The sequence below is a fragment of the Haloglycomyces albus DSM 45210 genome, from assembly GCF_000527155.1.
Classification (GTDB): domain Bacteria; phylum Actinomycetota; class Actinomycetes; order Mycobacteriales; family Micromonosporaceae; genus Haloglycomyces; species Haloglycomyces albus.
In genome coordinates this window covers 1,022,468-1,034,074 of record NZ_AZUQ01000001.1, presented here as the reverse complement: position 1 = coordinate 1,034,074, position 11,607 = coordinate 1,022,468, and the positions used below count along the sequence as shown (strand labels likewise).

10 protein-coding genes and 1 tRNA gene are annotated in these 11,607 nt (G+C 61.1%); 10 read left to right on the top strand and 1 reads right to left on the bottom strand.

Translation table 11 applies throughout. From position 1 onward, the window contains the following. Positions 1-92: 92 nt before the first annotated feature. Both HALAL_RS0104850 and HALAL_RS0104845 read left to right on the top strand, forming a co-directional pair. Complete coding sequence (locus HALAL_RS0104850; protein WP_025272921.1) at positions 93-1,118, top strand: hypothetical protein; 1,026 nt, start codon at positions 93-95, stop codon at positions 1,116-1,118. A 205-nt stretch (positions 1,119-1,323) separates the two neighbouring features. Continuing rightward, on the top strand, positions 1,324-2,226 hold the full coding sequence (locus HALAL_RS0104845) for a serine hydrolase (protein WP_156937603.1): 903 nt from the start codon (positions 1,324-1,326) through the stop codon (positions 2,224-2,226). A gap of 422 nt (positions 2,227-2,648) precedes the next feature. On the opposite strand, the gene HALAL_RS0104840 is transcribed toward HALAL_RS0104845, so the two are convergent. Further along, positions 2,649-3,497 (bottom strand): aminotransferase class IV, encoded by an 849-nt coding sequence (locus tag HALAL_RS0104840; RefSeq protein WP_025272919.1) that lies wholly within the window; start codon positions 3,495-3,497, stop codon positions 2,649-2,651. A 38-nt stretch (positions 3,498-3,535) separates the two neighbouring features. Between HALAL_RS0104840 and HALAL_RS0104835 the strand changes: the two genes are divergently transcribed. From HALAL_RS0104835 to HALAL_RS0104795, 8 genes are all read left to right on the top strand, one after another. Next, a complete protein-coding gene (locus HALAL_RS0104835) occupies positions 3,536-3,982 on the top strand; it encodes a Fur family transcriptional regulator (protein WP_025272918.1) in 447 nt (148 codons plus the stop codon). After that, positions 3,975-5,024, top strand: coding sequence for a CAF17-like 4Fe-4S cluster assembly/insertion protein YgfZ (gene ygfZ, locus HALAL_RS0104830; RefSeq protein ID WP_029767408.1), 1,050 nt, complete (start codon positions 3,975-3,977; stop codon positions 5,022-5,024). The genes HALAL_RS0104835 and ygfZ overlap by 8 nt, the downstream gene beginning before the upstream one ends. A 10-nt stretch (positions 5,025-5,034) precedes the next feature. Then, positions 5,035-6,015 (top strand): asparaginase, encoded by a 981-nt coding sequence (locus HALAL_RS0104825; protein ID WP_025272916.1) that lies wholly within the window; start codon positions 5,035-5,037, stop codon positions 6,013-6,015. Between the two features lie 123 nt (positions 6,016-6,138). Beyond that, positions 6,139-6,221: transfer RNA gene (locus HALAL_RS0104820), tRNA-Leu, on the top strand. 407 nt (positions 6,222-6,628) lie between these two features. Next, a complete protein-coding gene (locus HALAL_RS0104810) occupies positions 6,629-8,569 on the top strand; it encodes a DUF7927 domain-containing protein (RefSeq protein WP_169732404.1) in 1,941 nt (646 codons plus the stop codon). Positions 8,570-9,243: 674 nt separating this feature from the next. Next, the gene (locus tag HALAL_RS17365) at positions 9,244-9,939 is read left to right on the top strand and encodes a peptidoglycan-binding domain-containing protein (protein WP_156937601.1); all 696 of its coding nucleotides are present in this window, start codon (positions 9,244-9,246) and stop codon (positions 9,937-9,939) included. A gap of 191 nt (positions 9,940-10,130) precedes the next feature. Next, positions 10,131-10,799, top strand: coding sequence for a bacterial proteasome activator family protein (locus HALAL_RS0104800; RefSeq protein WP_025272912.1), 669 nt, complete (start codon positions 10,131-10,133; stop codon positions 10,797-10,799). Positions 10,800-10,918: 119 nt separating this feature from the next. Beyond that, on the top strand, positions 10,919-11,602 hold the full coding sequence (locus HALAL_RS0104795; RefSeq protein ID WP_245598038.1) for a lysophospholipid acyltransferase family protein: 684 nt from the start codon (positions 10,919-10,921) through the stop codon (positions 11,600-11,602). Positions 11,603-11,607 lie beyond the last annotated feature (5 nt).

Genomic DNA, 11,607 nt, shown 5'->3' with positions numbered 1-11,607 from the left:
GCCACTGAGATGGGGAGCCGAAGAACATGCCCTCGAACCTGTACGGCGGCTATCTCTCAAACATCACACGCTAATCGTCCAGGAGACGGATCATGGGGAAACACAGTAAGGCTGACCGTCGCACGGCAATGTCCAACAATCGTCCGCCCTTGCCATATCCGGTGAACGACGGCCGAATGTCACCGCGTTTGCGCGAGGCGCAGATGAAGCGCGAGCGTCGTAAACGGGGTCGTGTCGCGGCACTGTCGGCGTCGGTGATGACGATCGGGGGAGCCGCCACCATGAGTATCGCCTTCGCCGATACCACGGAGACGGGGGCGGAGAACGAAATCGTCTTCAGCGGTGGTTGCGGCGTTCTGAACATTGTTTCCGCCTCGTCGGCTCCCAGCGAGAATCCCCTGTCGGTGACGGCCGGAACGCACGTCGGATACACCAATGACCTGGACACGAACGCGGAATTGCACGTCGGTCAGGACACGTATGAGATACAGGCGGGCCAGACCCACACCTTCACCATGAACACCTCGGCGGAGGTCGCCATGATTCCCGAATGCCGCGGGCTGTTTCCCGATTATGAACCGGCGGAAATCGTCGTCGATGAGGCCTCCGTGGAGGCGGAGAACGACGAAGAGACCGACGATTCGGATTCCGAGGCGACCGCGAGCGATGAGGAGGACGCCGACGAGTCAGCGCAAGACGCGCAGGCCCCTGCGGACGACACTCGGTCCGATCCACAGCCGCAGGTTGACGAACATTCCGGAATGAGCGATTCCCCCGCTTCTGAGACGAGCGAGCCGTCGAATTCGGAACCTGCCACAGAGACCGATTCCGATGTGTCGTCGGATACCGAGACTCAGGGCACCCAGCCGGAGACCGAGGATGATACCGGGGATGACCAGGAGCAAACGTTCAACTTCGGCGAGTCGGCGAATTCCGAGGATTTCGGGTCCGACGACGATTTTGCTAAGATGAGTGAGGAAGCGGCAGCGGTCGATCCGGACGCTCTGTCCGACGGAGCCTCCGGACTGCTCGCGATTGTCGCCATCGCCTGCCTGGTAGGAGTATCGGCAGCGGTGATGAGAATTGTTCTGAAGTCGAAGGTACGTTCAGTAGCATAACGCAGCGTGGCGGCGCGGCCAGGCTGTGGAAATAGCCCCCGGTCATGGCCCCGCCCCACGAACACCAGCGGTGCCCAGCCGACGGCGTATCAGTTAATCCACATCAACGGTTATGTGGCTGGGTAGGTGGAAATTGAGTCTACGATTCTTGACTCGACCGAATTTTTGGTTTTTCACGGCAACTCCGATTGTCCTGATACTGGTTGTGGCTACCGTAGTCGTCGCACTCAATCGGGATGCCGACGAGACCGACGGTCAGGGTGCCGAGGGCGGCGATGACCGCGAACGTCATTCCTCGCAGATGGACCCCGAGGATCTGTCGGGGTCGGATCTGATGCCGAACGAAGAAGACCGGCGTCAAGCCGTCAATGAGACCTTGTCCGATACCTTCTCCGAGGTCGTCGCGGATATGGACCTCGATGAGAACGTCTCGGTATCGGTAGCGGCGGGTGACGGTAAGTACGAACTGGACTTCAACGCCGACCAGACGCATTCGGCCGCCTCCATCGTCAAGCTGGAGGTATTGGCGATGCTGGTGGAGCACTACGGCTCGCCGGCGGAGATTCCCGGCTGGGTCGACGAACTCATCCACGACATGGTCGGCAAGTCCGACAATGAGGCCACCAACAGGCTGTTGTTCAACATCTTGGACGGCCATTCCGCTCTACGTGAGGCCCACGAACACTACGGGATGGACTCCACTCACGAGCACCCCGAACAGCGCTGGGGTTACACCGAGTCGACGGCGGGGGATCAGAAGCGCCTATTGGACGTCATGTTCTCTGAAGAGTCCGAATACTTCAACCCTGAACAGCGGGAATACTTCCGCAGTGTGCTCGCCGAGGTGGTACCCGAACAGCGGTGGGGTGTCAGTGCCGCCGTCGAGGACGGCGAATCCGGTTGGGTGAAGAACGGCTGGGACACCCGTTATGAATTCGGAGTGCCTTGGGTGGTGCATTCGTCCGGCGAGGTTACCGACGAAGCCGGGGAGCCGATTCGCCTGGTGATTATGACCAGTGGCTTCGACACTCAGGCTGAGGCGATTGACGTGATCGAGACGCTGGCTCCCGAAGCGCAAGACCTGATGGCCAGGGCCGAGGACGTATAGAGCGGTCAGTGGACCGTTTCGTGACCGTATCGATACCTAAACGATACTAATGGCTGTGCGCTGGGATAATAAGAATTCTTTGAGTGATCTGAGTAAAAGATGAGGGTGTAGTGCTTGCCCATTCACTACACCCTCGTTAAAGTGGAGGAGCTCCACTTTTCTATGGCACCGGTTGGGTTGTGCCCGATGACCCGAACCGGTTTTGTGCCCCCGGATTGTTCCTGTCTGTCGCGATATGCCTGTGTGGCAGGCTGTTCGCTGCTGTACACGTTAGCCCGACAAAACTGCCCGTGTTTCATCGAGTGAACTCTTCGAGTTCTGTGTCGGCGTGACCGGAACGATTATTATGTTGGTTCATGACTCTGGGCTGGCGCTGGGCTGTACCTGAGAGTTCCCTGAAAATTGATACCAAACTGTGATGCTCAGGCGGTAAAACCACTAAGTTTTTGCAGCTCAGAGTGGATATCGGGGCGTTGGGGCATGGGCCTGCCGTCGATTTCTGTGATAAATACCACACCTCTGACGGACGAGCTCAGCCACGCGGCGTCCACCTCGAAGAGATCGGTCAAACCGATGACGTCGCTCTTGGCGTCCAGGCCGATGCGCGCGGCTTGATTGAGAAGAAACGTGCTGGTCGTGCCCGGAAGTACCCCGGTTTCAGTGGAGGTCGTGTAGAGCGTGCCGTTCCGCAGCCACAACAGCGAGGACGTCGGCCCCTCCAAGGCATAGCCGTCGGACGACACCCACAGGGCATCGTCGGCACCCTGACCTTTGGCCCAGCGCAACACGCTCATCGTGGTCGCATAGGACACGGCCTTGACGCCGCCCAGAAGCCAGGGCGCGTCCTTTCGGGCCATGGCCGCCACCCCGAGCGACGCCGACCTGAGTGCGACCCCGGTCGTGCGGGGGCGCTTCGACAAATCGTCAACGCGGTCCACCGTGGCGAAAACCGTCGGCCCGCCGCCGCTCGGCCGTCCCCGCGTCACCACCAACCGCAAGGCCGCTTCCTCCGCCGAACGCGTGTTCCATTCCTCCACCGCCGATTCCACCAAACCGCGCAGTTCCCCCGAGCCGGGTGCGTCGATCTCCATCGCCTGGGCGGAATTTTGGATTCGCTCCAGATGTTCCTTCAGTAGGAAAGGAACGCCGTGTCGCACATTGATCGTTTCGAAGACGCCGTCGCCCCGCACCACACCCAGGTCGTCGGCGCACACGATCGGTTGGTCGGGCGGTACGAGGCCCCTACCCATAGCAACAGTCACTTCAGCCATGGCTCCATTGTGACGGTCGGGAAATTAGGATGGTGTACATGTCAGCCAACCACACCGTCGATCTCGCCGCAGTACTGCGTTCTCGAGGCATGCGAATGACACCGCAGCGGCAATTGGTGCTTGATGCCATCGCTGATCTCGGACACGCCACACCGGAGCACATCCACGACAGCGTCGCCGAACGGGTTGAAGGCATCAACATCACCACCATCTACCGGACCCTCGACCTCCTGGAAGAGTTGAACCTGGTGACGCATACGCACCTGTCGCACGGTGCCCCCACCTACCACTTGGCGGGAGATCGCGGCCACGCCCATCTGGTATGTCACCGTTGCGGAAAGACCGAAGAAGTCAGTCCCGCCGTTTTTTCCTCCGCCCGCGACGCGATCGCCTCGGACTCCGGGTTCGTACTCGATATCGGACACGTGGCCCTGTTCGGCACCTGCGCGCAATGTCTCGACAAGAAAGATGGAACTCATGGATAACAATCGTTCTCCCTACCTCGACCTACCTGGGGCAGTGCCCAATGCGTCCGGTGACCGAGCCTGGCATTTCGGCCAGCCGTTGAAGGAACAGCGGCAAGCGCTCGAGGACGGAGCGATCCTGGATCGCTCGAACCGCCACATCGTCACCGTAACGGGCGACGCCCGCCTGACCTGGCTGCACTCACTGATGACGCAGCACATCGAAAAACTTCCGGAGCACACCGGGACCGAGGTGATGGTTCTCTCGCCGACCGGACGGATCGAACATCACGCCGGGCTTTACGACGACGGCACCACCACGTGGCTGGACGTCGCCCCCGACTCGGTGGAGCCGTTCCTGACGTTCCTCCAGATGATGAAATTCCGCACCGAAGTCGACATCGTCGACGTCTCCGATCAGTACGCCCTGGTCACCTACACCCGAGGCCGTCGCGATCTGGACCTCGCCGCCCCCAGCGGACAGGATGTCCCGCCGGCGAAGTTCGCCTCCAAGGACCTGTTGGCCGAAACCACCCAGCGGTACCCGGGAACCGCCACCGAGACGGGATGGGCCCGCCGGACCGACCACCTCGTGGAACAGACCACCGACGTTCTCGTGCCGCGCAGTGCGATGCCCGACGACCAGCCGATCGCCGGGACCTGGACCGAAGACGCCCTCCGCGTGGCCGCCGGACGACCGGTCTTCGGAGTCGACACCGACCACAAGACCGTTCCCCACGAAGTCGGCGCCTGGCTGGACGCCGCCGTCCACCTGGACAAAGGCTGCTACCGAGGACAGGAAACCGTCTCACGGGTCCACCACCTCGGCAAGCCGCCTCGTCGATTGGTGAAACTACACCTGGACGGCTCGGACGAGAATCCACCCGAGCCCGGTACGCCGGTTTTCGCCGGCGAAAAACAGGTCGGAACGATTGGAACAGCTGTTCAGCACGTGGATGAAGGACAGATCGCGCTCGCGTTGCTGAAACGTAATGTGGTCGAACGCTCGGACGTAACTTACAAAGTCGGCGATCAGAGCGCGAGCGCGGAAACGGACCTTTAATCTGCCCAGTATGACAACTAAGCATTACTGTGGTGGCGAACTGGTCGCTGAAGTCGTTCGTTCCGGTTTTTCGGAGAGCTTCCATCGCGGCTCGGTCGCCGTCTTCAATGGCGAAGGCACGGTGGTCCACTCCGTGGGCGATATCGCATCGCCCGTCTTCCCGCGTTCCTCGGCCAAACCCTTTCAGGCTTTGGCCGCGCTGCGGGCGGGGTGGAAGCCGGCCACGGAGGCGAATCTGGCGATCGCCGCCGCCAGCCATCGAGGCGAGGAGTTCCACGTCGACGAGGTGGACAGCCTGTTGAGCAGCGCCGAGCTGGGCGAGGAGGCTCTGCAGTGTCCGCCGGACCTGCCGGGCGACCCGGCCGCTCGCCGCGCTGTGGTGGCGCATGGTGGGGCCGCGCGTCGGGTGTACATGAACTGTTCGGGTAAGCACTCGGCCATGGTGGCGGTGAGCAAGCTGAACGGATGGGATCCGGCGTCGTATCTGGATCCGGAGCACCCGCTGCAGCAGCAGGTCGCGGCGACGGTGGAGGAGATGACCGGTGAGGACATCGCCGCGACCGGGGTCGACGGTTGCGGTGCACCTCTGTTCGCCTACAGCCTGACCGGCCTGGGGCGCGCTTTCCATCGCTTGACTGCGGCGGTCGAGGGAACCGAGGAGCGTGCGATCGCCGATGCGATGCGGCATTACCCCAAACTGATCCAGGGCTCCGACGGGGTGGATTCCAAGGCCATGATCGCGATCGACGGCCTGGTATCGAAGGGCGGAGCCGAGGCGGTGCAGGCGCTGTCGATTCCGGGTGTCGGCACCGTGGTGGTCAAGATCGACGACGGGGGTCAACGTGCGGCGATGCCGGTGGCCTTGCGTGCTCTGGTGCAGCACACCGATTTCCTGCCGAGCCACGAAGCCCACAAGGTGATCGAGGAATTGTCGTGGCCGGAAATCTACGGTGGCGGCCAACCGGTGGGGCGTTTGCGTCCGTTGATTTAGAGGTTTCGGGTGCCGGTGCAGTGTGCGTCACGGCGGCGGTACCCCCGCGCCGGATTCCAATGAGGGCATCGGTTATGATGGTGGGGACCGCGCGGAAGAGCGTGGTCGGCAAATTGTATATGAGCGCGAGTGGCGGAATGGCAGACGCGCTGCCTTCAGGTGGCAGTGTCCGATAGGACGTGTGGGTTCAACTCCCACCTCGCGCACTGATTATGAACAGCGATTTCGGCGCCTACCTGGTAAAGCGGGTAGGCGCCGAAATGCATTTGAGCTGTGTGAAGTACCGGTTCAGAAATCGGCGGACTGCGTACCAGATCAGGCCGGGCCCGATCGGGAGCCCGTCAGAAATGACCGCTCATCTCAGCATCTACACCGATATAAACCCGCCCAACGGATCGGGCTCCTGCGGCTCCCTACCGTCCGAGCTCGCCCGGTTCTACGCACGCCTCGCCGCCACCGTGAACGTCATCGGATTGACGAGGGACATTAATGCTAGGGAATCCGCATTGCCCTCATTCCGCATGTTAAATGATAATTGCGCACTGAATATGATATTTAGTCTCTTGTGACTGATCAAATGCGAACGTGCCGGACTCTGCTTATCTTCGTGTTCGTGATAGCGACGATTGCTTCGCTGATGGCACTGCCGGCTCAGGCTCAAAGCGTCGGCCCGGTCATCACCGATGCGCCGACCAAACCGCTCGCCGAGTACACCGGAGGAGAAATTGCGTCCTCCCGGGCTCAGAACACTTTCTACGCCTACGTGCTGCCGGGAGAAACGCTTGATGTGGCCTTCACACGAGCCGAAGCTGATTCCACTGAACGTGACATCGATTCGGTTCTCACTGTCACCAGTCCAGATGGAACCGCCCTGCCCTCCTGCACCATTACCAAAGCCGACCCGGTAGGAAAGACCTGCTCATACTCCGGCCTGTCCTCAGCCACCGCGGGCACATGGCAGATCTCCTACCTCAACGGCACCTCCAGGAAAAGCCCGCCGGCGCACTGGGACATCAGCGTAACCGACAACGGAACCGCCGTACCCGGTCGCGTTTGGACTTCCGTATACGCTGTACAACAGCAGGAAGCGGACGATTTCAACCTCTATTATCTTTCCGAGTTCGGCTACCAGTATCGTGGCACGTATCGCGACTACGACGGCATCTGGTCCGACTTCCAATCCACTGCCACGGGTGTCACCATCGAAGACACGTGCGTACCGGTCAACGCCAGTGTTGAACACACCTCGAGCGTGATCGCGGACCGATCTGCCTGCGGACTGTACAAAATCTTCTTCGCACCTCCGGCAACCGATCTACCCGCCAATGTCACGCTGCCTGATGGAACCGGCGATTGGCTGCTCAACCCCATATCGGCTCCGTCGCTGGGAGAGCTCTCCTACCGGCCGACATCGCCCATAAGCAGCGAAGGTACGTTCCACCTCGAAGTCAGCAACTTCAATGGGACCGTACACATCCGACTGGACATAGACAACAATGGGACCTTCGACCCGGATACCGACCGGGAAATCTCATGGGGCGTTACCGTCAGTGAAACCAGCGACGTCGAAATCGCTTGGGACGGACTCGACGGCACTGGCCTGCCGGTAGAAAACTGCCGCGAGCTTTCGGCCGTCGCCCTCATCGACGAGGCGGCACCGATCTACTTCGTCAACCACGACGTCGAAGGGCGCGATGGTGGATTCGAACTGGAGCATCTCAACGGACCGCAGACCGGAGACGACACAGTGTACTGGAACGACACCGCACTATCCGACGATCGTTCCAACTCGACACCGGTAAAAGACGGCACCGAAGGTATCAATTCCACTGGGGGAGTTCACGGCTGGGACTATTCCAGGAACTCGTGGGGCAACAACAGGGATATCCAAGACTGGGCATTCAACAAAGCCAACATACGCTCTGCGGAAATTCCCATCCATCTGCCCTGCTCTGAAGTCACTATTGGTAAAACAGCCGACACCACCACTGCCGGCCCCGGAGACACGATTACCTACCAGGTCGAAATGACCAACACAGGAGAAGTGGACTACACCGAAAACCACCCCTTCACCATCACCGACGACCTCACCGAGGTTCTTCAGCATGCCACTTACAACAACGACGCCACAGCGACAACCGGATCGGTAACTTACGATGAACCGGTATTGACTTGGAGCGGGCCGATCTCTACGGGCAATACGGTATCCCTCACCTACTCAGTCACGGTCGCGCCCGACATCCAACCCGGCGTTCAACTGTCGAATGCCGTCGTGACCACCGCCCCCGGAGCGGTCTGCGAAGACAGCGCCGACAGTACATGCGAAATTGTCAGTCCACCGCAGCAACCGGACACACCTGACGGAGTCTGGAACCCGGAGAAAGAACCGCCGCCCAACTACCTTGTCCACGACACATCGGTGACACTGACGCTGCCGACGTTGTCCCAAACCGGATATGACCGAACACGCGTGATCACATTCGCCGTGACGGCCCTCGTAGTCGGCGCGGCGGCAATTCTCATCGCAACCGCGAAGCGGAAGCCGGCCGAATAAGGGGACTTTCGCCTGTCGCCCGAAGTACTCACTTCGGGCGACAGGCGTTACGGGGATGACGTCGAGTCCTACGATAGTCAGTCGAACAGGGATCTGCCGGTCGATGATGGCGCTTCTATCCCACCGCTCTGCGATCCCGACAGGTTAACCGAGTGCGCGATCTGTCAGTGAACACCGGATTCAGCTGTGATGACTGCGCGGACCGACTCCGGTCCCGCCGCTATTGCGAGCGAGTTTGACGTGACCTGCTAGGACCGGTTGACCTCCTCCCCACGGACAAATCCGGAGGTCTGCGCCGCTGGAATCTCCGATCAGCGATGGCACCGGCGGCCGGGTCGCAGTCGTGAGGTGTATCGCGTCATCCGTACGACGGAATTATGGGCTTTCCGCAGGCGAAACCAGCCGGGACACTTCCATTTCCTCCGAAAGCATCGTAAAATTCGTCTATCGGCCGAAACGGACTGATGGTGCTATACGCACCCTCGTCGCCGCCGTCCCCGCGGATTCGTTTCGACCCTGCCCGGTGCGACCGATGAATACCGTCTTGGTCGTTGAGCGATACGCATGTCACGCCCGCCCAGAGGTGCGTACACGTTCCAGCGATCCGGCCGGTGCCCACCCAGCGATCTGGAGAATCCACGATGTCCTGGCGACTTGCCACCAGTCTAGAAGTATTGAGAGATGAGATCGACGCTCTGGCCCCACACCGATCCCGTCGCAGTGACGGAACGATCGGTGACTCGGCCCATGCGGGGACGGCCAGCGATCACAACCCCAATTCGGCGGGGGTCGTCTGTGCCGCCGATTTCACCCACGACCCGGGGGCCGGGGCCGACATGGAGCGGTTGTCCGATGTGCTCGTCGACCCTTCCACCCGCAATCCAGCCCTCAAGTACTGCATCTTCAACCGTTGGATCGCCGGTATCCACACCAATTGGAACTGGTGGGCCTACCACGGAAGCAATCCCCATACCCGCCACATGCACGTGTCGGTGGGGCGCGGACCCGACGGGCGCTCGCGTCCCCCGTACGACGACACCGGATCGTGGGGCATCGCTCCCATATCACCGATAGGAGGAACGTCAGTGATCGGATTGAAAGAAGGCGACGAAGGAGAAGGCGTCAAGGGCGTCCAGGTCCTACTGCGTTACTCGGGGCACTCTCCGGGCGCCGTCGACGGAATCTGGGGACCGAAGACCTCGGCGGCCCTGCTGCGGGCCCGCAAATCGGTCGGGTCGGGCGTCGATTCCGCCACTGCCATGACCGGTTGGGCCTATGCCCAGCTCATGTGGGCTCTGATCGACGAGAAAGGCGGTGCGCGGGCACAGGAGTCGGCGACACGGACCGTTCCGGAGCAGGTGTCGGACTGAGAACACACGTCCCGGTGGATCGAAACAAAGGTCACAACCGGGAAGGAATGCCAGGTTGCCTGTCGTTACCGATTGGGAAGGTCACTAGAATTGAATCGGGCGACGCGGAGGGCCGTGGGCACGATCCCGCAGCCGTCGCGACACCGTCGCCCACCGATTCGATGCGAAATTCAACGACAGGGAGTAACCCAATGGCTGACAACACCCACCAGAGGAATCCCGAATCGGACGCCACCGATGAAAAAGACCGCACCGAGGACCAAGAAGGCGGCGCGGACGAGGAACTTCAGATTGTAGACGCCGAGGGCAATGTGGTGTCGTTGGAGGAAGCCAAAGCACGTCACGCCGAGGCCGCCGAGGAATCCGACGAGACCTTTGAACCCGACCCGTCGAAGCTGGTCGCCGAGCCCGCCAAGGTCATGCGGGTCGGTTCGATGGTCAAGCAACTGCTGGAGGAGGTGCGCTCCGCCGATTTGGACGACAAGGGTCGGCAGCGACTGCGCGACATCCACCAGCGCTCCATCGCCGAATTGGAGTCCGGCCTGGCCCCTGAACTCCGTGACGAGTTGGAGCGCCTGTCGTTGCCCTTCAGCGCGGAGGAGACCCCGTCCGAGCCGGAGCTGCGCATCGCTCAGGCGCAACTGGTCGGCTGGCTGGAAGGACTGTTCCACGGCATCCAAGCCGCCCTGGTCGCCCAGCAGATGGCCGCCCGGGTGCAGCTGGAACAAATGCGTACCGGAGACATGAAGGCACTTCCGCCAGGGGCGGAAGCGAATATGTCGCCCCAGCTGCGTGCCGTCATGGCCGAACGAGCCGCACGCGGTGAGGATCACGACTCACATCCTGGCCAATATCTCTAGGGCTGTTGTGATGTCATAGACTCGAATTTCCGAGAGGACATCCGGCCTTCCCCAATCCTGGGTGAGACTTCATGGAGAGTTGAGCGAGCGTGCTTTATAAGACTTTGCAGTGGACAGCTGTGCCAACGATCAACATGATCTGGCGTCCCTGGATTGACGGTAGGGAAAACATTCCGGCCACGGGCCCGGTCATCCTCGCCGCTAACCACCTGTCGGTGGCGGACCATTACTTCCTTGGGCTGACGACGAAGCGGCATATCGCCACCATGGCCAAAGTCGAGTACTTCACCGGAGCGGGAATCAAAGGGAAAATGGTGTCACGCACGGTCAAAGCACTGGGGCAAGTGGCCGTTGACCGATCGGGAGGGCGTCGCAGCGCCGACGCTCTGGAGCCGTCCCTGGAGGTTCTGGCGAAAGACCGCGTCTTCGCGATCTTTCCCGAAGGCACGCGTTCTCCGGACGGCCGTCTCTACCGCGGCAAGATCGGGGTGGCACGCTTGGCTCTCCAATCGGGCGCTCCGGTCGTTCCGGTCGGTCTGATCGGCACGGAGAAGGTTCTCCCCATCGGCGAGTCACGACCCCGCGTCGCACCCGTCGGGGTACGAGTCGGCAAACCTCTCGACTTCAGTCGATTCTCCGACATGGCCAACGACCGGGTGGTACTGCGTACCGTGACCGACGAGATCATGGATTCGATTCGACGTCTGACAGGTCAGGAATACGTGGACAAGTACGCCAAACGTAATGCCGCCAAGAAGCGTTCCAAGAAAAACTCCGAGCCGGAGGCGACGTCCGAGGACTGAGCCGG

Excerpts from the sequence above, each read along its gene's own strand:
- HALAL_RS0104850 (WP_025272921.1), top strand. The coding sequence starts at position 93 with ATGGGGAAACACAGTAAGGCTGACCGTCGCACGGCAATGTCCAACAAT.
- HALAL_RS0104840 (WP_025272919.1), bottom strand. The coding sequence starts at position 3,497 with ATGGCTGAAGTGACTGTTGCTATGGGTAGGGGCCTCGTACCGCCCGAC.
- HALAL_RS0104835 (WP_025272918.1), top strand. The coding sequence starts at position 3,536 with ATGTCAGCCAACCACACCGTCGATCTCGCCGCAGTACTGCGTTCTCGA.
- ygfZ (WP_029767408.1), top strand. The coding sequence starts at position 3,975 with ATGGATAACAATCGTTCTCCCTACCTCGACCTACCTGGGGCAGTGCCC.
- HALAL_RS0104825 (WP_025272916.1), top strand. The coding sequence starts at position 5,035 with ATGACAACTAAGCATTACTGTGGTGGCGAACTGGTCGCTGAAGTCGTT.
- HALAL_RS0104800 (WP_025272912.1), top strand. The coding sequence starts at position 10,131 with ATGGCTGACAACACCCACCAGAGGAATCCCGAATCGGACGCCACCGAT.